Below are 21,957 nucleotides of genomic sequence, written 5' to 3'. Positions count from 1 at the left end.
GCCGAAATAGCAAATGAGTACGCCGAAATAGCAAATGCTATAAATTCAACTTTGCTAACACCTCAGCTAAATCTTTATCTGCCCATTCCCTCTCTTGTCTTGCGATCGCCAAATCTGTCAAAATATCTTCAATAGAACGATGCACAACTTTATCGCTAACATCCACAAACTGCGACGGACTAAGATTATAATCCGCTTCTCTCAATTCTTCTAACTTAACAACTTTACTCAGTTTCTCTCGCGTTTCCCAATTGCGATAAACCTCAGCAACCGCATTAATGCCTTCCTTTGTGAAAATATTCTTCGGATCGCCCTTCACAAAATAATCAGCAGCATTAATCAGCAAAAACTCGCCCTTACGGTTCAGAGGTTTCAGACGATTTAACAAAATTATCACCCCTGGCGCAGTCGTGTTATAAAACAAATTTTCAGGTAGTAAAATCACCCCTTCAACTCTGTCCCTTTCCACAAATACCTTGCGAATGTCTCTTTCTTGATTTTTGTTCTGACTCCCCGAACCGCGCGACACTGCACCTGTATCCAAAACAACCGCCGCCCGTCCGTTATCTTTCAACGATGCCCAAATATGCTGCACCCATCCCCAATCTGCTGAAGATTTGGATGCAATTCCGTCCTGAAATCGTTCAAAATAATCTTCTTCATAAGCATCTGCGCCGTAGTTGTCCTGATTCCACATCGGATTAGCAACCACATAATCAAAGCGCATCACCTTCTTGTCAACCGTAAATTTAGGTTGCCTGAATGTATCGCCAATCTCAATTTGAGTATCAGTAAAATCCTGCAAAAACATATTCATTTTAGCGATCGCAAAAGTTGTCCAGTTCAACTCTTGCCCAAATAACCGAGGTGCTTTACTCTCCTCCCCTGGATGCTTGCGGTTGAACACCAGACGCGGCTTAGTTAATAACCTTCCCGATCCACAAGTGGGATCATAAATCTTCGTGTAAGGTTCAGGGTCAATAATTTCCGCAATCAACCAACCCACCTCTGATGGTGTCAGAAACTCCCCCGCACTTTGCCCCTGTCCTTCGGCAAACTTCCGCAGCAGATACTCATAGGCTTCCCCCAAGACATCTGCATTGGTATTCTTCAACCCCAATCGATGCCGACTAATGACTTCAATCAAGTCCTTTAAACGGTCATCATCCAAAACGCGCTGATTGCTTTGCTTCTCGTTATAATCCTTCAGCGTCAGCGTTCCCGATAACCCAGGATTGCGATTTGCCACCTCCCGCATCGCCGTTGTGATAAATTCTCCTAAGCCATCTTTTGGATGAAAGCGAATCGCATCCCAACGGTATTCGTGGGGGACATAGTAACGCACAATCGGCTGACGGTTATTTTTAATTGCATCTTTGTGATCTGCTTCAATGAAAGCACGGGCTAAGTCTCCACCCCCAAATTTTTCGGCGCATTTTTCATACTCATCATCAAACACATCAGACAGCCGTTTGTAGAAAATTAGCGGCAGAATAAAATCCTTGTATTTTGGTGCATCCGTCGAACCGCGTATCTTACAAGCAGCATCCCACAGCCATTGTTCCATTGCGGGAATGTCCAAACGCTCATCAGCTTGGTTCGCTAACTCTAGAAGTGGTAAATCTCCAGAACCGTTTTCCTCTGCTGGCTTTTTGCTGTTTTTCCTTATTCCACGCGGCACTTTATTTAACTCCTGCGTTAGCGTTCGCGGAGCGTTCCGTAGGAAAGCTCGTCGTTGGCAAAGCCTCTCGTAGAGAAGACATCGCTTCTATCTTATGAAAGAGAATCCCTATTTTCCCAGTTTCTCGGCTAATTGTTGATAAATCATATAGGACTATGATTTGATTTCTGAAAAAACTCCGTACAGATCAAAGAGCATTCTTTCCCGTTGCCTCTTGCCTCTTGCCTCTTGCCTGCCTACCCAGATAAGTTCAAAAATCAAATCGGATTGCTATATCTAATTAAAAAACAGCTAAAAACACGAATTTCCAGAGTTCGGGATTTAACTGCTGCCAAATGGTTAATTTACATAATGTCGATTGCCAAATTAAATGACCACTTGACAAATTAATGCCCTCAAACATATTTAGCTTAAAACCCTTATCAAGTAAGGGTTTTAATATTTTAGGCTGAAAATGGGCTACTAGAGGCTTATTGCCAAAATACCTGTCCTCTTTTGAAATTTTGACAAAATATCTGTCCTTTCTTCAAAAATGCTGTGAGCCTACATTTTTATAAAAATTGACAAAATAAATGTCCCTTAAATAGTACAATACAACTACGTTTGTATTAAACAATTATGTAAAAATGCTGGACGATCATACTAATAGCGATCAAGAGGCAGAAAAGGATGAGATTGTGACGGAACTCTCAGCAGATGATAGGCATTTGCTGGATATGATTCAGCAACTACTAGAACCGTGCGATCGCATTACCTACGGGCAAAGGCAAAGGGAAGTAGCAGCTAAACTAGGTAAGTCAGTACGGACAGTACGACGGCTAGTGAAAAAGTGGGAGGAAGAGGGTTTAGCTGCACTCCAGACCACAAAACGGGCTGATAAAGGTAAACACCGTATTGATGCTGAGTGGCAAAAGTTCATTATCAATACATATAAAGAAGGCAATAAAGGTAGTAGGCGAATTACTCCCCAACAAGTTGCTATCAGAGTAAAAGCAAAAGCAGCAGAATTAGGGGAACAGAAGTATCCAAGTTATAGGACTGTATATCGAGTCCTGCAACCAATAATTGAGCAGCAAGAACAAAAAGCGAATATAAGGAATCGTGGTTGGCGTGGATCTCAAATATCAGTCAAAACCCGTGATGGACAATACATAGAAGTTGAATACAGTAACCATGTCTGGCAGTGTGACCATACTCTTGCAGACATATTGCTTGTAGATCAGCATGGTGAACTGCTGGGTCGTCCTTGGCTGACAACAGTTTTAGATACTTACTCACGCTGCATCATGGGAATAAACTTAGGTTTTGCTACATGGAATTCTCAAGTCGTAGCATTGGCACTACGTCACGCAATTTTACCGAAGCAGTACGGCCCAGAATACGAACTTCATGAAGAGTGGGGAACATATGGTCAGCTAAAATACTTTTACACAGATGGTGGCTCAGATTTTAACTCTAAACATTTGAAGCAAATTGGGGTACAACTGGATTTTTCTTGTGATTTGCGTGACCGACCCAGTGAAGGGGGCATTGTTGAACGTCCTTTTGGTACCTTTAACACCGACTTCTTTTCAAGTTTGCCAGGTTATACAGGTTCAAATGTACAGGAACGCCCAGAGCAAGCCGAGAAGGAGGCTTGTCTTACGTTAAGAGAGTTAGAACGCCTTTTAGTACGTTACATCGTAGACAAATATAACCAAAGTATTGATGCTCGTCTGGGCGATCAAACTCGTTATCAACGATGGGAAGCAGGGCTAATTGCTGCTCCTAAACTAATTTCTGAGGAAGAGTTACGTATATGTTTGATGAAGCAAACGCGACGCTCAATTTACAGAGGTGGATATTTACAATTTGAAAATTTAACTTATCGAGGAGAAAACTTAGCAGGTTATGCAGGCGAAAGTGTTGTACTACGATATGACCCCAGAGACATAACAAGTATCTTGGTATATCGCCAAAAAGACCAGAAAGAAGAGTTTCTAGCTAGAGCATATGCTCAAGATTTAGAAACTGAGCAATTGTCTTTGGATGAGGCTAAAGCTATGAGCCGTAAGCTCAGGCAAGTGGGTAAGACTATTAGTAATAGTTCATTTTTGGCAGAGGTGCGCGATCGCGATACTTTTGTCAAAGAAAAGCTCACTAAACAAGAACGACGAAAACAAGAGAACACAGAATTCCAAAAAGCTAAAAAAATATTGCCAGTTAAACCCGAAAAAGAAATACAAATTGAACTAGCATCCATCGAAAGTTTACCAGAACCGGCCGACCGCTTGAAGCCAAATACATTTAAAGATGTACGAGACATTGGTGAAGAATTAGAAATATCTGTGGTCTTAGTAGGAACAGATCGCCTGGATGCAGTGATTAAGCGTGATGAACAGGTTTACAATCGCTTTCGGGCTTGCCATCGATTTGGTAAATTCTCAGGGGAAGAATTTAAGCGAACTGTTGAAATTTGGGAAAAAAAAGTTTTACAGTTGCCAGTTGCTTCCAATCTTTCCAGTAAGACTATGCTAAAAACTTTAGGCGAAGCGACGGGAGGTTATATTGGTTTGCTGGATATGATTCTCAGAGAAGCAGCAATCCGAGCATTGAAGAAAGGATTACAAAAGGTGGATTTGGCAACTTTGAAGGAAGTAGCAGCAGAGTACAAATAATGGAAGTTCCAAAGATTCAACCTTGGCTGTTTCAAATAGAACCTTTAAATGGAGAAAGTCTGAGTCACTTTTTAGGACGCTTTCGACGGGCAAATGATTTAACGCCTACTGGGTTAGGTAAAGCAGCAGGGTTGGGAGGTGCGATCGCCCGATGGGAAAAATTTCGGTTTAATCCCCCACCGTCTCGCCAGCAATTAGAGGCATTGGCTAAGGTTGTGGAGGTTGATGCTGATAGGCTAGCGAAGATGTTACCGCCTGCTGGGGTGGGGATGAAGCTTGAGCCGATTCGGTTATGTGCTGCTTGTTATGTTGAGTCACCTTGTCACAAGATTGAATGGCAGTTGAAGATAACGCAAGGGTGCGATCGCCACCAATTAATTTTGTTGTCAGAATGTCCAAACTGTGGGGCAAGATTTAAGATTCCAGCAGTGTGGGTGGATGGTTGGTGTCACCGATGTTTTCTGAGTTTTGCCGATATGGGAAAGTATCAAAAGTCTTATCGATGACGGAGTTTGTGCAAACATAGTAGTACTTTTCAAATGTTAGCTACAAATCATCCCCCCGTGCTTTCATGGAAAAAAAGGAGCAAGGGGGGATATGATATGTTTCAACAAACAAGAGAATTTGCTACAAGTTAAGTTGACTTCCAGAACGACAGAATCATGGGGTAATTTGCTTTGGTTGCTCGACTGCTGGATTGAAAATGATTGTGAAAGTTGTACTTGGTATCAGTCGGTGTAGAGCTTGTGAATAAGCCTCTGCGTCACTGCGGCGACGAAAACGAGCAACTATGTGGTGTTGCATATTAGGAAAATGGCGGACTACACACCAAGGATTTAGCTTTTCAACGTAGGTCACACAACCCTCCTGACAATACTTATGGTTTAGCTGGTGAATTGGATTTGAATAATCGACAAAGGTTGCTGAAACATTCCCAAGACTAAAGCCACCCTACTGTGAGAGTGGCTGGTAAAAAAATGTCAGAATGATATTGCAATTAGTTGACTTTTTGATTCCTACTTATGCCCTGTGAGAGAACAGAGTATCTTTAGACATTCTTCGGGAATTTCCTCGAAGTGTTCTAGCAGGAAGTCCATCAGGGCAAGATGGCGTAAATCACTGGGCATGGGACTGTGGTAATTGCGACCCTTGGAAAACCAACGCCGGACAGTTGAAAGTGAACGAGAGCAAATTCGAGCGATCGCTTCATGATTGACATCCCACTTGGCATAAAAATTCTTGGGTGTCATTCCTAGTTTACAATGGCTGTAAAGGTCAATCAGGTTTTGCTCCCGTTCTTGTAGAGGGCGGGGATTAGTCATATACTGGCTCTCCTTCCAGTGGTTCTAAATCCTCCTCCCAAGCGATATCGGCAGATGTCCAAGCGGCACTGAGGCTGTCTTTGCTTAACGAAATTAGGTAGCACCAACTCCAGCAGCAAAGATGTGGAGCAAAGCTGTAAAATCTGCCAATCACTATTCCCCAGTCGGTGTCAGAACTAAGCCAGCGTAATCTATCGCCGTACAAAAAGCGGGGTGTTTTGGCTGTATCAGGAAAATCGTCGGGTAAATCAACAGAAAGTTTCTGGTTAATGAACTCTGGAAATAAATATTGGTGATTTTTAGCAATTGCACTCAAATAATTAGCTATCAGTTCAGCATCAATGCTCTGGGTTAGGTGAGAAATCAACACTGCCGCTAAAGTTTCTTGTTCTTGCTGCTCACCATAATCACTGAGTTTTGCCAATAGTTCAGTTATTCCGAAGTCATCTAAAGCTTGTAGATAACTTCTGTGTTCATCTGTTTTGTAGCAAACAGGCTTTACACATGGAATATGTCTCCTGTATAGAGGGGGCCAAAAGTCAGCGTCTTCCCTGCAAAAGTTGAGCGCTGGCTTTTGACTTATCAGTAATTATACATAGTTTTAATGTTATTTTATTTTTATTTATGTGCTTCTATTGATTTAATATAGAAACACATAGATAAGTTGATGATAGTCACATGGGGAAAGTTGTAGTCAGTATTTACATGGAAGAAGAAGACAAGGAAGCTCTGCAACAACTGGCGGATGCAGAGGAGCGTTCTTTGTCGCAAATGGCAGTGTTAATTCTGAAACGGGCAGTTAAACAAGCGCAGGCGGAAGGAACAATTCCACTGACTCAGGAAAAAGGGAAATGAGGCGTAGACGCGTAGCGGCTTGTCGCCAGACATAGTTAGTTGTCTTTGCTATGAACCCACATTCTGCGAAAAAGAAGATGGAGCAAAAGCAACTAGGCAATCCAGTAGAAAAGGCTGCCTCAGTTAGAGAACTTGAGGAATGATTCCTGTCAGGTGTAATATTTCAGTGCTAAGGTAGATGGTCTTTTGGGTCTTCAAACTTTGTATAGTACAAAAATACTATAATAAATTAGGGTACATAAAGTATCCAATCCCGGTTCTAAAGTATGGCACGTGGCGAAATTCTCAGAAAACTCTTCAGAAGCTTCTCTCGCAATGAGAGAGAAGAGTTTTTGGCTGCGGCTATGGAACTTATTGAGGAAGAAAAGAATAAAAACCACATTCTACTTGCTAGAGATTTAGAAAAGCTGCTCCAAAATGGCAATGGATACACCAAACCCCTAGCTTCTAACCTGCCTAAGAGCAACCAGTTTCCTGAACCTCCTAAAGATAAAGATACTGGGCTTGCCTTGCTTGAGGTAAAACAATTCGATCTGACATGGGATCACATCGTCCTGAGTGAAAAAATTTTTGATACGCTGCAAGAAATCGTCCTCGAAAACCGTAAGCAAGACATACTCGCAGCCTATAACCTCAAGCCCAAAAACAAATTGCTATTTTGTGGCCCACCTGGCTGTGGCAAAACTCAAACTGCAAAAGTCCTCTCCAGCGCACTAGGGCTGCCGCTCGTTTATGTGAACCTAACGGCAGTATTCTCTTCTTACTTAGGTGAAACTGCAACCAATCTTCAGAAGATTTTTACTTACATTGAAAAGGGAGAATGGCTTGTTTTGTTTGATGAGTTTGATGCGATCGCCCGCGATCGCGATAATTTAAATGAACATGGTGAAGTCAAACGCTTAGTGAATAGCTTGCTACAACTTATCGATAATGCGACTAATCAAAGTATATTTGTCGCCGCCACCAATCACGAGAAACTGCTGGACAGTGCAGTTTGGCGACGATTTGATGAAGTTATTTTCTTTGATAACCCATCAGTTGAACTGCGGACGGCTCTTTTGAGTTGCTACTTATCTGCTATCCGTTATACTGCTATTGATCTGTCTACCTTTGCTGATCGACTTGAGAATGCTACTGGAGCAGATATAGAGCGTATATGCTCTGATGCAATTAAAGCTGTGATTCTACGGGGTGAACGTACCTTGACTGCTGATGATTTAGAGGTTGCGATCGGACGTTTTTTAGAAAGACAAAGTATAATAGCAAACTCAAAATAATTATTTACGTCGAACTACAATGGGGAGTCAGTTTGAACACCTGAAATTACCGAGAATAATAAACATTGAATTACCTCGACGATCTAGTGGTGGTTTTGGTGGTACAAAACGTACTGATGTTAGTGAACACGGTAAGCAGCTATTAAGTCAAATTTCTAGCCTTATTGAGCCTGTTCAGCAAAAGAACAGCCCTTTCCGTCTTGACCCAAAATTAATTTTTAAGATCAAAGTTGCTGAAAAATATTCTTTTTCAGACAACTTGGTAACTCAAACAGGACTAAATGTCTTAGCGCGTGAACCCAATAAAGCTATTGTTGTCTTCTCATCCGACAATGAGCTAACAGAATTCAAGAAGCGGTTAGAAAATTATAGTCAGATCAAAGATGGCCACAAATATGAATATTTAGGGGCAATCGATGAGCTAGTTCCCCTAGAACCTGAAGATCGCATTGGTCATCTGTTAGATATAAAGCGTGTACAACCTGGTGAACTTGCCGCTTTAGATTTAGAACTCTGGCACACAGGCGATCGCAAAGAAATGCGAAAGTATTTAGATGATATTGCCGATGTCTTAGAAAGTTTAACCAGCGATATTACTCCTATGAGAATGAGTGATAGCTACATAGGTGACTATCTCTGTATTGCTCGGATTAAAGTTACTGACGAAATTTTAAATCTTTTGCTGCTAGAGGAAATTGTTAAAGAAATTGATCGCCCTCCCCAACCTGCTTTTGAAACAACTGCTGACTATAATCTGCCAATTTCCAATTTTCCCGAAGTTGTTTCCCCACCTGAAGATAATTGCGGCATTCTTGTTATCGACTCTGGCGTACAGCGTGGTCATCCGTTGATTGCTCCAGTACTGGGTGAGGCTGAAGTATTTCCAGATGCAAAACGGGAATTCATAAAAGGTGGCCCTGACGATGTACATGGACATGGTACAAGTGTAGCTGGCATTGCCATCTATGGAAATGTTGAGAACTGCATTCAACAGCGTTCCTTTGATCCAATAGCTTGGTTATTTTCTGCTCGTGTAACAGACGAGAATAACAAATATGATGAGGATCTTTTAATAGAAACTCAATTTGATGAAGTCATTCGTGCTTTTGTTGAACAGTATCCTAATTGCAAAGTCATCAATATTTCGCTAGGTAACGCTGATCAAATTTACCGAGATGGTCTGAAGCAGTTTCGTCTAGCCGCCAAAATAGATGAAATTGCTTATCAATACCAACATAAAAACATTTTATTTGTAATTTCAGCTGGTAATGCTTTTTATGAAGAGGCACAGTCAGATGAGCAACTACGGACTGACTACCCAAATTATTTACTCAACAAGAGCGCTCGAATTATTGATCCAGCAACTTCAGCAATTGCATTGACCGTAGGTTCTTTATCATTTGGTCGCGGTAGTATTACAGAACCCTCTGATGTTCGTCGTCAGGCGATCGCAAATTTATTAGGATACCCTTCTCCATTTACTAGAACTGGCTTTGGGGTAGATGGCATGATTAAGCCTGATGTTGTAGACTTTGGTGGAGATTTAGTGTTAGACCTCAGTTATCGAGAAAGTCTAGGTCTACCTAAAGTCAATGTATTGCCAGATAGTGTAGCTGGTGTTTCTGTTCTAACCCTATCCAAAGATTTTAACAGTTCTTTATTTCACATCTGTAGTGGTACAAGCTTTGCTGCACCTCATGTTGCTAACCTTGCTGCTCAACTTTTTACAAAATACCCAGAAGCTAGTTCTAATTTGATTCGGGCGCTTATTGTTAACTCTGCACTTCTTCCCAAGGAAATTCCAACTGAATTTCAATGTAAAAGCAATAAGTCTCAAAGTAAACAAATTAAAAAGCAATTAGCAATCTATGGCTATGGGCAGCCTGACTTGCAACGTGCAATGTATTCTGCCGAGAACTATGTTGTTCTATCAGAAGACAATATTTTGATAAAAGTAGGCTATTTTCATATTTATGAAATTCCCCAGTTGCCACCTGATTTTATTAAAACAAAAGGCACTCGTATATTGTCAATTAGCTTGGCATTTGACCCGCCAACTCGCCCAACTCGCGGGGACTCATATCTAGGAGTCACAATGGAATTCGACCTTTTTAAAGGAATCGACCACGAAATTGTGAGAAATGCTTATGAAGCTGTGAGTAAGGCAAATTCTCCTAATGAGTCTACAGAAGATACAAAGGAAAAGTTAAAGCAAAAATATGGTGCTGGCATTGAAGTCAAGTTATCGCCGGGTTCTAACCTGCGGAAAAAGGGGACAATACAAAGGGGACAAGTAGAAATCTTTCCTCAATCCACAAAATATGATGAAGGAAACATGATCCTGGTTGTGATCTGTAACCGTAAATGGGCAAATCGAGATGAAATAGATATGCAACGTTATGCCCTAGTTGCTTCCATTAGCCATTCCGATCCTCAAGTTGATTTATATAATCGTATGAAAATCAAGATTAACCAGCGACCAAGAGTAAGAGTTTAATTGATGATGGTCGTTACAAGCAACTGCAATACAACTTTATAAGATGCAGGTATTAAACTTTAACTTGCTTTTTTAAGAATGTGATCGCACTTTCCAAGGCAAACTCTACAGCATCAAGCGATCGCTTCATCAATTTGTCTTCCTAGCACCTGCTTCACCAATAAAGTTACAGTAGTTTATAGTTTTAACTGGTGCATATATGGCAGAAAAACCCATTTAGAAAGCTTAGGTATTCACACTTCTTACCTAACCATAAATTTGCCTTGATTTTTCGCTGCTGCGATCGCACCACTATTTGCAGTAAAAACTTTAATACCTGGGACAGTCACATAATCACCATCATCGGTAATTATTTGTGTAACTCCTGCTTTGTCCATCGCTTCCAGTATCAGCAAGTCGTAACCGTCAAGTAATTGGGTTTGAAATCTGGTTAGCGCCGCATTGCTGGTTTCTTCGCTAACCAAAACATCTGTGCATACAGCACTAGATATCACCTGACTCCAAGCGGCTTGAACCTCGGCTACAACTTTTGCTCTCTCGGTTGGGAAGTTATGACGGTATTCTTTAGATTTTAATATAGAAGAAAATATTTCTCTTTCTGTTTGCTCAATGTTGTGTGCTAGTTCTGCTAATGAAAGACCGCAGTATAAAAGCAATGAGTTAGCAGAAATGGCTTTAGCAATGTAGGAAGGATATTCTGTAATCTGATAAGGACGAGATGAAATACTGGCATTAGTATAGGTATACCAATACCAGGCGTTTGTATCTACTAAGAAAATATCATCATTTTTAGGAGCATCAGACCGGATATCAACCACTTCAGCCTGAACTGTGTAGTTGACTGGCATTACTGTGTATTTGCTTGTTCGCTGATAACTTGGTCTACTCTACTACGGAAATCAGGGTCGGAGTAATACCGCTTGGAATTTTCGATTACTAGTTTGAGTATTTGCTTACCGACTGTATTTAGATTGGAGAACTTGAGCAGACCGTTTAGGGTTTCTGGCTTAATATCCCGAAGTAATTGTCCAATAGCAAAGTTAAAGAACGGGGAAGCAAAAATTTCTACTCCTGCAAAGTCTAGCTCAACTTCATTAAAAGCTAATAATTCTGGATGAACCAAATCGTACACCTTCTGACCATCGCCAGGTGTAATACAGTTTTTGCCTATTAGGGTTAGGATTTGGTGTTTCATAGATTGTAACCTGCCCTATAAATTGAGTTTGGTAAGAATTAAATATAGATACTTGGTTTTAGTGGCGTTTTATCCAGTTTATAGATATCGCTTTACAATAAAAATAAATAAAATAGTTAAACTCTCTATTGTAAGTGATAAAATAGATTTGTGGGCGAACGTCGGCTTCATGCCGTGTGTCTGGGTAGCTTGTCTGCTTAGACCTAGCCCACTACCCACTTTAATTTATCTAGCGAAAGTGGATTTGAATCGGTATACCACTCCCCATAAGGTTTATTTCGCCGATCATCTAAATCCATAATCATTCTATATTTCTGGGCAAGTGGAATAAAATACTTATCTTCCTGGCGTTCATATAATCGCTGTAAAGCCCATAGGTAATAGTCAACAACCTGCAAGCCAGCAAACTCTGATGGATAGGCTGGTTTAATAATTGTTTGACTATCTGAGCAGATTTTCCACTTAGTTTCAAAGTTCTTTTTTGCTTGATTAATAGCTTGTTGCAGTGCTTCTTCTCGTGCTGTTTTTCCGCGTCTGGCAAAAACAATATGATTAGCACTAGCTTTATGTAACCGATCCTTAAACAATCGTTTCACTAGATCATCATATATATCATCTTGATTTATTTTTTTGCTCAAAGCTTCGTAAGTTTTTTTGGTCGCTGCGGCTAACTCTGTTTTGCATCTAATAGCCACAAATATTTTTACTTCAAAAGTCTGCATTAGTTTGAAAACTTCCAGCCTCACATCATGGTGATCGTCTTTAGCATGGAAAGTAATTGCAGTTTTCTTGGCAGAAGGTTGCATTGAGGGGATATCTTTAAAACGTAGTTCGTCGCAAAGTTGTGTTCTGAGTTCTGCAAGTTCTAAAATTACTTTTTCTGGTTGACCAATTTGGGCTATACCTACCATAAAAAATTTAGATGCCCCTGGTTGTCCTATTATAATTCGTCCTTTTTTGTCAAAAAAAGTTAAGTCTCCAGCTTCGTCAACGAAGTAATGACGAATATCCCCTTCTTGTTTCATGCGTAAAACATTTACGGTCTAAATAAATTTACCAGAGTTGGATAAAGTTTGCATCTTTTTTTTACTCACAATTCACCTTTAAATGCTTTATCAAGTATGGAAGGTAAAAGGGCATCAAGTTCTCTCATGGCTTGTTCTCTGAGTCGTTTCATTGTGTCTACTTTGGTTTGTAGTTCTTCAAAGTAGGCAACAATGCGACGTTGTTCAAGAAGGGGTGGGACTGGTACAGGAACAGTTTTTAGGTTCCCAGCACTAAGTCCAATATTACCTGCGGTTGTTGCACAAAAAGATTCAATAATCTTCCGACATTTTGCACTATTCAATGCAAGACGGGCAAACTCAGGCATTATATTGTTTGTATCTACTCGAAAACGAATTAGCTTATCTGGGTAAAGATGTTCTTTACCGGAGTAGGCTTTATAAAGTGCAAATTTTCCTGTGTAATGCAAATTGCCATTATAACGACACGCTAAAAGGTCGCCGGGTTCAAGCTTGTATTTAACGGCATCTTGTTCACTAACTTCTAAGTATTTAAAATCTGCTTCATCTATAATGGCATCTGCTTTTGAAGTAGCTGCACTAATACGTAGTATCGGAAGACCTGGAGGTGTTTCTGAAGGACGGGGCGATAAACCATTTAACGAATTTTCTCGTAACAATTTATTTAGAGGTAATTCTTCCCATTCATCATTATCTAGGATTGTAGTTATAGCCCGCGTTAGAAGTATATCTGTTTCTTTAAGTGCTTTTTGACGTAGCGATCGCACTTCCTCAACCTTCCCCACCAGTTCCTCAACCCTCGCCACAATTCTTTTTACATCGGATAATGGAAAAGGTAAATTTGGCAATCTGTTTTTTGTAAAACCTTGTTGTCTGCTCTCAACAACTTCTAAAAATGTATAAATGGCTTTTTGGAGGTCAGTATCAGGTATAGGTAATTTTAAAAAATTGGCTATATTTGTATTGAGATTTTTTTGTGTAGTTTCAGGCGCAATTTTTTCTAAATATGTACGTGTATAAATAAAGAAATAATATAGAAAATCACGCTCAATATCTTGAGATAAATCTAGGAATGCTAAAAAACCATCATGAATACATCCATCTACACCTAATATTTTAGGTAAGCCAATAGTTGCACTATTGGTAACAACAAGTGTACCAGCCTTAAGTAAGCGGCTTTTTTTTGCACCTTCCTCGGTTACTGTTTCGCTGGTAGAGTAAATGTATTTACCAGGACTATTACTAGCATCAGAAATCATGATCCAAGGAATAGACCCTCCGAAATATTTTGGATCGCCTTTTGGTCTAGGTGAACCACCCCTGCATACAGTACATACATCTCCTAAGTTTTTTTTAGGAAATTTAGACTCTTCAAGCTTTCTAAAAATTAGTTGGGCGGCAATATTTAATGTTGCATTTTTGAAAAAGCGTTTTTGAGCGGCTGTTAATTTTGTCATTTATCTGCACCCCCTAACAATTGCTGAATCTCCGCCATAATTTCAGCCACACGTCTATCTTTTTCCAAAATATCAGCCACTAACCGCTCTGGGGGTAAATGCTCAAAATCCTGCTGATTATTGGGATTTTTGCGGTCAAGATTATAAATAGCCCAGTAAATAGCCTCCCCTTTAGCCTTCTCATTTTTAGCAATCTCGCGCTGAATTTGCTCCTCAGTTTGAGCCTGTTTCACCTCATCCTTAACTACCTGAACCTGATTCTTAATCCGTGCAACATCTTTGGATGGGGAAAAATCCAAAATTGAATTCTGTAAACCTTGGATTTTCTCAGCTAATTCTTTAACTGTCTTTGCAAGCTGATTAGCCGTTTCCTCTGCTTTCTTACCAGCATTCCAATGAGGCGTTGCATCTTTTATCGCCTGATTATAAGCTTCCCTAAAGTTATACTTATAAGCTTGTGCATTCTCCTCTCGATTCTTCCACCATGCCACACATACAGAAAAATCTTCATCCTGTATCGGCTTAGTTTTGGTATAAGTTTTCCGTCCTTCTGGCAAAGGTAACTCATAGTACCAAATCTCATCCGTTTGTCCAGAACGGTCAAAAAATAACAAATTTGTGGGAATGCTAGTATAAGGTGCAAAAATCCCGTTAGGCAAACGGACAATCGTATGCAGATTAAAATTCTTGAGTAAATCTTCCTTCAGCTTGGCGCAAATTCCATCCCCAAATAGCACCCCATTGGGAAATACTACTGCGGCGCGTCCTGGTTTGGGTCTTTGTCTGAGACGACGCATAATCAACTGAAGGAATAAAAACGCCGTTTCCTTGGTTTGTCTATCTGGGGGAAAGTTAATTTTAATTCTGTCTTCCTCCTCACCTCCAAACGGCGGATTTGTGAGAATCACGTCTACCCAATCCTTTTCACCCATCTCCGAAAGGGTAAACCGCAGACTATTTCCATCATCAATATCGGGATATTCAAACCCATGTAACAGCAAACTCATGTGCGCTAACATCAAAGGCAAGGATTTTGCTTCACCGCCAATAATGCTTTTTTGTAATATCTGCCAATCTTGGGCGCTACAATTCTTTTTCAGGTATTCATACGCCTCCACCAAAAAACCACCTGTTCCGCAAGCCGGGTCAAAAATGGTTTCCCCCAGTTTCGGTTCCATCACCTGCACGATAAACCGCACTACCGGACGGGGGGTGTAAAACTCTCCCGAATCTCCCGCCGCGTCTCGCATTTCCTTCAGCATCGACTCATAAAGGGTGCTGAGGAGATTCACTTCTTCTGATTTATCAAAGTGAATATCATTTACCTTATTCAGCACATCCCACAGCAAAGTCCCGCTAATCATGCGGTTAGTGACATCTTTGAAAACTTTGGCGATTACATCAGCGCGATCGCGTCCGGTTTTGCTTTTGAGATTTCGCAGATAGGCGAGTAATCCTGCACCTTTCATGCCATCTGGTAAAATTGCCTCATCATTGTTGATGAAACTTTTCAGGCGATCGCCCGTAAAATTTTCATTAGCTGCCCAATCTCGCCAGCGATAAGGCGGTTGAATAGTTGGTTTATAAGATATTCTCTCTAACTCTGCTTCCACCTCATGCAGTTTCTCGGAATCATCCAAAAGTTTCAAGAACATAATCCAAGTCAACTGGGGAAGCCGGTCTAATTCTCCATTTAATCCCTTATCTGTCCGCATGATGTCACGCGCTGACTTAACCACGCTTCCCAGTTTTTGGGCTGTAGTGACGGGTTTATCGTTTTGTTTTGTGGTGCGTTTGGGCATTCTTAACTAATTATATCTTGCTTTAAAATCTTTAAAGTTTCGCTGAAAAGCGTACATTAATCTTTGAATTTCATTTACTTGTCTAGGAATTATATTATGCTCCCATTTTTTATTATGAGTAGTTAGTAGCTTTTCAATATTATCTGACTTTTTATTAGATATAAAATATATATCTTCTTCTACCCTTAAATCAGAAGCTAATCCTATAAAACTTCTGCCTAAATGTAATGGAAGTTCAGATGTATAGTATTTACATTCAACAGCAATAATTACTTTGTTATGTCTAGGTTCATATAAGTTATTTCTACAGTTAGTAGCTTCATCTTCTAATAAAACACATAGGTCACACTCATGAGAAACCCGCGAACGTCCTTGAACTCTGATGCCTACGTGGGCTTCTAATGTTGGCTTATGCTCAAATTTTATTACAGCATGAGTATAAGGTTGAGTTGATACGTAAATCTGTCCTGGACTACGACGAAAAATTAGATATTGAGCATCTTGTCCAAGAGCATTTTTATAGCTGATGCTGCCGCCTTCATTTTGGGCGGCTCTAATCAAAACACTAAAAACGTAAGCTTCATATAGGTCAGATAAATCAGTTGCTGTATTGAACCCTAGTGGAATTAAACGTCCTAACCTACTTCTAATTCCTTGCATTAAAGATGAAGTATCAGGCATTACTTATTAACCTCTTTTCGCAGCATATCAAGTAAATTTTTTAGCTCCATCGCTATCTGTTGGCGTACTTTCACAGAATCAGTATAAAAAATAACTTGATAATCTTCATCATCTTCCTCAGAAAATAGTAGTTTTGGATCTAGTATTGATTCTCGATTTTCTTCGGTCAAGAACTCATTCAGTTCATTTTCTATTTCTGAAGAGTCTAATATTATCCTTTCAAAAGCATCAATTAAAAGAAATAATTTTTCTTTTTCTGAAAAATTTTCTTTTTTTATTCTATGTGTTTTTGTTTTAGATTTTCTAGGGAATGATTCTTCTACATTAACTATTTTACCCTCACGAATAGTTTCATTAACCTGCTCGACTACCCAAGTCAAGTTATACTCCTTCAGTATTTTTTTAAGCTGATCATACAAGTTTTTATATTCATTATTATTCATAAAAAAACCTATGCAGTGTAAAGTAAGCTTTGCAGATGATTCACGGCTTCTTTAAGTTGTATAACTCCACCAAAGCATTGAGCAATTTCAGCCACATTGCCATATTTATTAAACTCATAGTTTGCCTTAAATGTTGTTGGAATATTAAACTCCTCAACTCCTTTCTCTACATACTTGTTCAAAAGGATCTCTAAAATTGCTCTAGCATCTTCCCCATATTGCTCAAAAAAATCGGCTTTGCGATGACGCAACCTTTCAGCCCGTTGCTTGCAAGTCAGCACCGGAGCATCAAAGGCAATATGACATAATAAATCAAAAGGATCAGCTTCGGGAAGCTTAGTAACTTGTTTTAACTCATCAAAATCAATATCCCTATCCGCCAACAAATCAATAATTTCTGAACGCTGTTCGGGATCTGCCCAGCGTTGCTGTATTTCTATAGTGGAACGATATAGGATGCGAACTTGTTCTCTGGTGTAGTCAATTAATCGAGACAAGCGCAGTTGATTATCTGGATTTAAATCATAAATTTTTTCTTCAACAATCTCTTCGCTTCCCCCGTCAGCGTAATATTTCCGAGGTGGTATGTCATCATCATCTGGAAGTCCCGGAAATCCAGACCTTTCATCGTCTTCCAAGTCGTCTGCTTCCTCTTCTAACTCTTCTGACTCTAATTCCTCTTCATGTTCAGAGAGTATTTGCCCATTATCATCTATCTCTGATTCATTAATCAGGGCGGGTTCACCGTCAAAATCTCTATCCTCAAACAATACTGTGCTGTTGGTGTAGTCGAGTATATTAAACGATCGCTTCCCCCGTTCTTCTCGTACACGGGTTCCCCGTCCAATAATCTGCTTAAAGTCTGTCATTGAACGAATAACACGGGCAAGCACAACATTTTTACAGGTGGGAATATCTACCCCTGTTGTTAGCAACTTAGCAGTAACAGCAATAATGTGAGTTTCATCCAAGACATCTTTAAATTTGTAGAGATGTCCCTTACCAACATCGCCAGCATCAGAGGTAATGCGAGTGATGTAGTCAGGATTTGTTCTGGTGATATCACTGTTGAAGTTGCGTAATTCCTTGATCATTGCCTTAACGTGTTCCTCATCCACGCAAAAGACAATAGTTTTGGCATAGCGATCGCCACTTCTCAAAAAATCAGTAATGTGTTGTGCGATCGCTTTTGTCCGCGCTTCTCTCACCAATTTTCGCTCAAAGTCTGGTGTCAGATAAACTTCATTAGGAATTGTTCTTCCATAACGATCAATCTGTCCAGCGTTAGGTCGCCATCCTTGGCGATCGGAACGGGTAGTAATTCGATAAACTCGATAGGGAGCTAAGAAACCATCATCAATCCCTTGTTTGAGAGAATATGTATAAAGGGGATTGCCAAAGTAGCGATAGGTATCAACATTATCATCGCGTAGCGGTGTTGCTGTCAGTCCTAACTGATACGCAGGTTCAAAATGTTCTAAAATTTGTCGCCAGTTACTTTCATCCCTGGCGCTGCCTCGGTGACACTCATCAACAATAATCAAGTCAAAATAATCAGAACTATATTCTCTGTAAAGTCCAAAGCTATATTGTGTATCACCAATTGCTTGATAAATAGCAAAGTAGAGGTCACGTCCTTTTTTCGCTTCCCCCTGAATTTTGTAAATTTTCTCCTGATTAAAGGCAGAAAAATCCTTATTCATCGGGTCATCTACCAAAATATTCCGATCTGCCAAAAACAGAATTCTAGGGGAACGAGATTCTCCAGAAGTATTCCACTCCAAACTTGACAGTTTCCAAGCTATTTGGAAAGCGACAGTAGTTTTACCTGTTCCCGTTGCCATTGTAAGCAGTAGGCGCTTTTGACCTTTGAAAATTGCCGCGAGTGCAGCATTAATAGCATTTCGTTGATAGTAGCGCAGTGGTTTATCTGGAATTGGATAAAACGGAGTTAACAGTTTTTCTGCTATGTCCCCTCTAATTTGCTCCTTTGCTTCCCCAGTTAGTCGTCGCCAAAGTTCATCAGGACTGGGAAACGATTCCATCACATCAGACTGCTTACCCGTGATGAAATCAAACTCTACAATTCCTTGTCCGTTAGTCGAGTAAGCAAATTTTACCCCTAGAAGGTTGGCATAGTTTATTGCCTGTTCCAGTCCCTCATCTGGTGTTTTATGTTTTCGCTTGGCTTCCACCACGGCTAAGGGAAATTCTCCGTTATATAGCAGCAAATAGTCTGCAAATTTCCGTTTGCCACGAGGTTGGCGCTTATTTTTTGGGCGAATCTTGCCATCAGTAAAGTAATACTGCTCATAGTAAGTATGGGATTCTCTCTCCCATCCTGCATCCTTTAACTTCGGCTCCACATACTTACGGCAAGTATTCGCTTCATTGCTCATTTCTGATTTTTCTTGACTTCATCCTTTACTTGTCCAATTTAACCGCCAACCTCTGATAAATCTCGTCCAACCACACCGGAATTACAGGCTTACCTGCATCCAAAGATGCGATCGCCTTTTTTCTGTCAAACTCCATAAGCTCAAGCGAACGCTCCTGTGCTTGGGACAACAACATAAACCGCTTACCTTTACCTGAAGTAAATAACTCCGGTTCTTGGTCTTTCAGCTTTTTCAGCGTGGTGCTGGCTATGTCAAAACTTAACCCCACAGATAGCCAATATGACATTGCAGCCAATTCCAGCAAATTAGACTTTGAGTAATAAATACTACGTCCTGTTCCAGTATCACTGATTACAGGAACAATCACCCCTCTCTCTCGCCAATACTGTAGCTGACGAAGGGTGCAGCCTGTGATTTCAGCAGCTTCCTTGCTTGTAAAAAATGTCTCCTGCATACAATTTATTTTACAGAAGACTTGTTTAAGACAAAAATGTTAGTATTAGACAATATTGTTTTAAACCGATGAGCCAAATCACTATTCAGTGTCGTCTTGTAGCCTCAGAATCATCACGCCACCAACTATGGAAGTTGATGGCAGAGCTAAATACGCCACTGATTAATGAACTACTACGTCAGGTAAGTCAACACCCAGAGTTTGAGACTTGGCGACAAAAGGGCAAACACCCCACTAGTATTGTCAAAGAACTCTACGAACCTTTGAAAACTGACCCTCGCTTTATCGGTCAGCCTGCACGGTTTTACGCGAGTGCGATCGCATTGGTGAATTACATATATAAATCATGGTTTGCGCTAATGAAGCGATCGCAGTTCCAACTAGAAGGCAAAATTCGCTGGTTGGAAATGCTCAACAGTGATGTTGAATTGGTAGAAAGTAGTGGTGTCAGCTTAGATAGTCTTCGCACTAAAGCTGCTGAAATTTTGGCTGAATTTGCTTCCCTTAATACTGCTGAAACTCAATCAACGAATGGGAAAAAAGCCAAAAAGCGCAAAAAAGCTCAAAATTCAGATAGCAACAGTTTATCAAAGAATTTATTTGAGAATTACCGCAACACAGAAGATAACTTAACTCGTTGCGCCATCAGCTATTTACTCAAAAATGGTTGCAAAATCAACCATAAAGAGGAAGACGCTAAAAAATTTGCTCAACGTCGCCGTAAACTTGAAATTCAGATTGAACGCCTCAGAGAGCAGCTAGAAACACGAATTCCCAAAGGTCGAGATTTAACTGCTGCCAAATGGTTAGAAACTATTTTCGTTGCCACTCATAACGTTCCAATAAATGAAGCCGAGGCGAAATCTTGGCAAGACAGTCTTTTAAGGCAATTTAGCAAAGTACCTTTTCCGGTAGCTTACGAAAGCAACGAAGACATAACTTGGTTTAAAAACCAGTTTGGGCGTATCTGTGTAAAATTCAACGGTTTGAGTGAGCATAGTTTTCAAGTGTATTGTGATTCTCGCCAACTTCACTGGTTTCAACGTTTCCTAGAAGATCAACAAATTAAGAAAAATAGCAAAAATCAACACTCCAGTAGCCTGTTCACCCTGCGTAGTGGGCGTATTGCTTGGCAAGAAGAAGAAGGCAAAGGCGATCCTTGGAATGTTAATCGCTTAACCCTCTACTGTTCTGTAGATACCCGCCTATGGACTGCTGAAGGAACCAATCAAGTGAGGGAAGAGAAAGCTGAAGAAATCGCTAAAATTATCACTAATACAAAAGCCAAAGGCGACCTTAATGAAAAACAGCAAGCCCACATAAAACGGAAAAATTCCACCTTAGACAGAATTAATAACCCTTTTCCTCGCCCCACTAAAACTTTATATAAAGGACAATCTCATATTCTTGTTGGAGTTAGCCTCGGCTTAGAAAAGCCTACAACGCTAGCGGTAGTAGACGGTGCTACAGGTCAAGTAATTACCTATCGCAGCATCAGACAACTACTGGGTGATAATTACAAACTGCTAAATCGACAGCGACAGCAAAAGCATTTTTTATCCCACCAACGCCAAATAGCTCAAACGCTTGCTGCACCAAATCAGTTTGGAGAATCGGAGTTAGGGGAATATATAGACAGATTACTAGCGAAAGAGATTATTGCGATCGCCCAAACATACTCTGCTGGAAGTATTGTTCTACCCAAATTAGACAATATGCGAGAGCAAGTTCAAAGTGAGGTTCAAGCCAAAGCTGAACAAAAATCAGACTTAATAGAAGTTCAAAAACAGTATGCCAAACAGTACCGAGTTAGCGTTCATCAATGGAGTTATGGCAGATTGATGGCAAATATTCACTCGTCATCTGTTAAAGCTGGAATTGTTATAGAGCAGTCAAAACAGCCAATTCGAGGTAGTCCACAAGAGAAAGCGAAAGAATTAGCGATCGCAGCTTACCATTCTCGCAAAATAAACTGATTGACAAAACACCGAACCTTGATAATAAAATAAGAAAATTCAACAGCGCCGCAGTTCATGCTTGTTATAAGCCTCTGTGCTGTGTAAATTTGGGTTAGTTTGACTGCTGTTAAACAGTCTTGCTTTCTGACCCTGGTAGCTGCCCACCTTGATGCTGCTGTCCCTTGTGGACAGGAATAAGGTGCGCCCCCAGTAATAGAGGTGCGGGTTTACCGCAGTGGTGGCTACTGAATCAC

At 40.4% G+C, this 21,957-nt stretch carries 19 protein-coding genes; 6 read left to right on the top strand and 13 right to left on the bottom strand.

The features are described from left to right. Nucleotides 1-37 precede the first annotated feature (37 nt). Nucleotides 38-1,681, bottom strand: coding sequence for a type I restriction-modification system subunit M (locus F8S12_RS33525; protein ID WP_196520579.1), 1,644 nt, complete (start codon nt 1,679-1,681; stop codon nt 38-40). Between the two features lie 626 nt (nt 1,682-2,307). Between F8S12_RS33525 and F8S12_RS33520 the strand changes: the two genes are divergently transcribed. Together F8S12_RS33520 and F8S12_RS33510 are read left to right on the top strand one after the other, a co-directional pair. Further along, on the top strand, nt 2,308-4,338 hold the full coding sequence (locus F8S12_RS33520) for a Mu transposase C-terminal domain-containing protein (RefSeq protein ID WP_230968450.1): 2,031 nt from the start codon (nt 2,308-2,310) through the stop codon (nt 4,336-4,338). Then, nucleotides 4,338-4,844: a TniQ family protein gene (locus F8S12_RS33510; RefSeq protein WP_196520578.1), complete on the top strand. Its 507-nt coding sequence runs from the start codon at nt 4,338-4,340 to the stop codon at nt 4,842-4,844. Before F8S12_RS33520 ends, F8S12_RS33510 begins: the two co-directional genes overlap by 1 nt. Nucleotides 4,845-4,998: 154 nt before the next feature. Here the strand turns inward: F8S12_RS33510 and F8S12_RS33505 are convergent, their stop codons facing one another. The 3 genes from F8S12_RS33505 to F8S12_RS33495 all read right to left on the bottom strand — a co-directional run bounded on the left by F8S12_RS33505 (nt 4,999) and on the right by F8S12_RS33495 (nt 6,084). Then, entirely contained in the window at nt 4,999-5,196 is a 198-nt protein-coding gene (locus tag F8S12_RS33505) for a hypothetical protein (protein ID WP_196520577.1), read from the bottom strand. Nucleotides 5,197-5,354: 158 nt separating this feature from the next. After that, complete coding sequence (locus F8S12_RS33500; protein WP_196520576.1) at nt 5,355-5,660, bottom strand: helix-turn-helix domain-containing protein; 306 nt, start codon at nt 5,658-5,660, stop codon at nt 5,355-5,357. Further along, nucleotides 5,653-6,084 (bottom strand): hypothetical protein, encoded by a 432-nt coding sequence (locus F8S12_RS33495; RefSeq protein WP_230968449.1) that lies wholly within the window; start codon nt 6,082-6,084, stop codon nt 5,653-5,655. The genes F8S12_RS33500 and F8S12_RS33495 overlap by 8 nt, the downstream gene beginning before the upstream one ends. A 254-nt stretch (nt 6,085-6,338) precedes the next feature. Here F8S12_RS33495 and F8S12_RS33490 point away from each other — a divergent pair, with 254 nt between their 5' ends. From F8S12_RS33490 to F8S12_RS33480, 3 genes are all read left to right on the top strand, one after another. Next, complete coding sequence (locus tag F8S12_RS33490; protein WP_196520575.1) at nt 6,339-6,515, top strand: ribbon-helix-helix domain-containing protein; 177 nt, start codon at nt 6,339-6,341, stop codon at nt 6,513-6,515. 266 nt (nt 6,516-6,781) lie between these two features. After that, nucleotides 6,782-7,792, top strand: coding sequence for an AAA family ATPase (locus tag F8S12_RS33485; RefSeq protein ID WP_196520574.1), 1,011 nt, complete (start codon nt 6,782-6,784; stop codon nt 7,790-7,792). A gap of 19 nt (nt 7,793-7,811) precedes the next feature. Beyond that, nucleotides 7,812-10,289, top strand: a complete 2,478-nt coding sequence (locus F8S12_RS33480; protein ID WP_196520573.1) for a S8 family peptidase — start codon at nt 7,812-7,814, stop codon at nt 10,287-10,289. Nucleotides 10,290-10,531: 242 nt separating this feature from the next. Here the strand turns inward: F8S12_RS33480 and F8S12_RS33475 are convergent, their stop codons facing one another. The 9 genes from F8S12_RS33475 to F8S12_RS33435 form a co-directional block, all read right to left on the bottom strand. Then, a complete protein-coding gene (locus F8S12_RS33475) occupies nt 10,532-11,137 on the bottom strand; it encodes a hypothetical protein (protein ID WP_196520572.1) in 606 nt (201 codons plus the stop codon). Further along, on the bottom strand, nt 11,137-11,484 hold the full coding sequence (locus tag F8S12_RS33470) for an STAS-like domain-containing protein (protein ID WP_196520571.1): 348 nt from the start codon (nt 11,482-11,484) through the stop codon (nt 11,137-11,139). Before F8S12_RS33470 ends, F8S12_RS33475 begins: the two co-directional genes overlap by 1 nt. Nucleotides 11,485-11,687: 203 nt before the next feature. Beyond that, nucleotides 11,688-12,509, bottom strand: coding sequence for a DUF3800 domain-containing protein (locus F8S12_RS33465; RefSeq protein ID WP_196520570.1), 822 nt, complete (start codon nt 12,507-12,509; stop codon nt 11,688-11,690). Nucleotides 12,510-12,574: 65 nt separating this feature from the next. Further along, nucleotides 12,575-13,966 (bottom strand): restriction endonuclease subunit S, encoded by a 1,392-nt coding sequence (locus tag F8S12_RS33460; protein WP_196520569.1) that lies wholly within the window; start codon nt 13,964-13,966, stop codon nt 12,575-12,577. Continuing rightward, entirely contained in the window at nt 13,963-15,768 is a 1,806-nt protein-coding gene (locus tag F8S12_RS33455) for a class I SAM-dependent DNA methyltransferase (RefSeq protein WP_196520568.1), read from the bottom strand. The genes F8S12_RS33460 and F8S12_RS33455 overlap by 4 nt, the downstream gene beginning before the upstream one ends. A 6-nt stretch (nt 15,769-15,774) precedes the next feature. Further along, the gene (locus F8S12_RS33450; RefSeq protein WP_196520567.1) at nt 15,775-16,449 is read right to left on the bottom strand and encodes a hypothetical protein; all 675 of its coding nucleotides are present in this window, start codon (nt 16,447-16,449) and stop codon (nt 15,775-15,777) included. After that, on the bottom strand, nt 16,449-16,892 hold the full coding sequence (locus F8S12_RS33445; protein ID WP_196520566.1) for a hypothetical protein: 444 nt from the start codon (nt 16,890-16,892) through the stop codon (nt 16,449-16,451). Before F8S12_RS33445 ends, F8S12_RS33450 begins: the two co-directional genes overlap by 1 nt. A gap of 8 nt (nt 16,893-16,900) precedes the next feature. Continuing rightward, nucleotides 16,901-19,291 carry an EcoAI/FtnUII family type I restriction enzme subunit R gene (hsdR, locus tag F8S12_RS33440; RefSeq protein ID WP_196520565.1) on the bottom strand — a complete coding sequence of 797 codons (2,391 nt, stop codon included), beginning with the start codon at nt 19,289-19,291 and terminating at the stop codon, nt 16,901-16,903. Nucleotides 19,292-19,316: 25 nt separating this feature from the next. Next, a complete protein-coding gene (locus F8S12_RS33435) occupies nt 19,317-19,745 on the bottom strand; it encodes a MerR family transcriptional regulator (protein WP_196520564.1) in 429 nt (142 codons plus the stop codon). Between the two features lie 68 nt (nt 19,746-19,813). On the opposite strand from F8S12_RS33435, the gene cas12k reads away from it, so the two are divergent. After that, the gene (cas12k, locus tag F8S12_RS33430) at nt 19,814-21,721 is read left to right on the top strand and encodes a type V CRISPR-associated protein Cas12k (protein ID WP_196520563.1); all 1,908 of its coding nucleotides are present in this window, start codon (nt 19,814-19,816) and stop codon (nt 21,719-21,721) included. Nucleotides 21,722-21,957: the final 236 nt, after the last annotated feature.

The organism is Nostoc sp. WHI, from assembly GCF_015714725.1.
Lineage (GTDB): Bacteria > Cyanobacteriota > Cyanobacteriia > Cyanobacteriales > Nostocaceae > Nostoc.
Note: the sequence above shows the minus strand (reverse complement) of the source record. Positions and strands in the feature narration are given on the sequence as shown.

Bases quoted from the DNA above. Each gene is read 5' to 3' on its own strand.
- F8S12_RS33485 (WP_196520574.1), top strand. From the start codon at position 6,782: ATGGCACGTGGCGAAATTCTCAGAAAACTCTTCAGAAGCTTCTCTCGC.
- F8S12_RS33460 (WP_196520569.1), bottom strand. From the start codon at position 13,966: ATGACAAAATTAACAGCCGCTCAAAAACGCTTTTTCAAAAATGCAACA.
- cas12k (WP_196520563.1), top strand. From the start codon at position 19,814: ATGAGCCAAATCACTATTCAGTGTCGTCTTGTAGCCTCAGAATCATCA.
- F8S12_RS33470 (WP_196520571.1), bottom strand. From the start codon at position 11,484: ATGAAACACCAAATCCTAACCCTAATAGGCAAAAACTGTATTACACCT.
- F8S12_RS33510 (WP_196520578.1), top strand. From the start codon at position 4,338: ATGGAAGTTCCAAAGATTCAACCTTGGCTGTTTCAAATAGAACCTTTA.
- F8S12_RS33445 (WP_196520566.1), bottom strand. From the start codon at position 16,892: ATGAATAATAATGAATATAAAAACTTGTATGATCAGCTTAAAAAAATA.
- F8S12_RS33465 (WP_196520570.1), bottom strand. From the start codon at position 12,509: ATGAAACAAGAAGGGGATATTCGTCATTACTTCGTTGACGAAGCTGGA.
- F8S12_RS33435 (WP_196520564.1), bottom strand. From the start codon at position 19,745: ATGCAGGAGACATTTTTTACAAGCAAGGAAGCTGCTGAAATCACAGGC.
- F8S12_RS33480 (WP_196520573.1), top strand. From the start codon at position 7,812: ATGGGGAGTCAGTTTGAACACCTGAAATTACCGAGAATAATAAACATT.
- F8S12_RS33475 (WP_196520572.1), bottom strand. From the start codon at position 11,137: ATGCCAGTCAACTACACAGTTCAGGCTGAAGTGGTTGATATCCGGTCT.
- F8S12_RS33490 (WP_196520575.1), top strand. From the start codon at position 6,339: ATGGGGAAAGTTGTAGTCAGTATTTACATGGAAGAAGAAGACAAGGAA.
- F8S12_RS33450 (WP_196520567.1), bottom strand. From the start codon at position 16,449: ATGCCTGATACTTCATCTTTAATGCAAGGAATTAGAAGTAGGTTAGGA.
- hsdR (WP_196520565.1), bottom strand. From the start codon at position 19,291: ATGAGCAATGAAGCGAATACTTGCCGTAAGTATGTGGAGCCGAAGTTA.
- F8S12_RS33520 (WP_230968450.1), top strand. From the start codon at position 2,308: ATGCTGGACGATCATACTAATAGCGATCAAGAGGCAGAAAAGGATGAG.
- F8S12_RS33455 (WP_196520568.1), bottom strand. From the start codon at position 15,768: ATGCCCAAACGCACCACAAAACAAAACGATAAACCCGTCACTACAGCC.
- F8S12_RS33500 (WP_196520576.1), bottom strand. From the start codon at position 5,660: ATGACTAATCCCCGCCCTCTACAAGAACGGGAGCAAAACCTGATTGAC.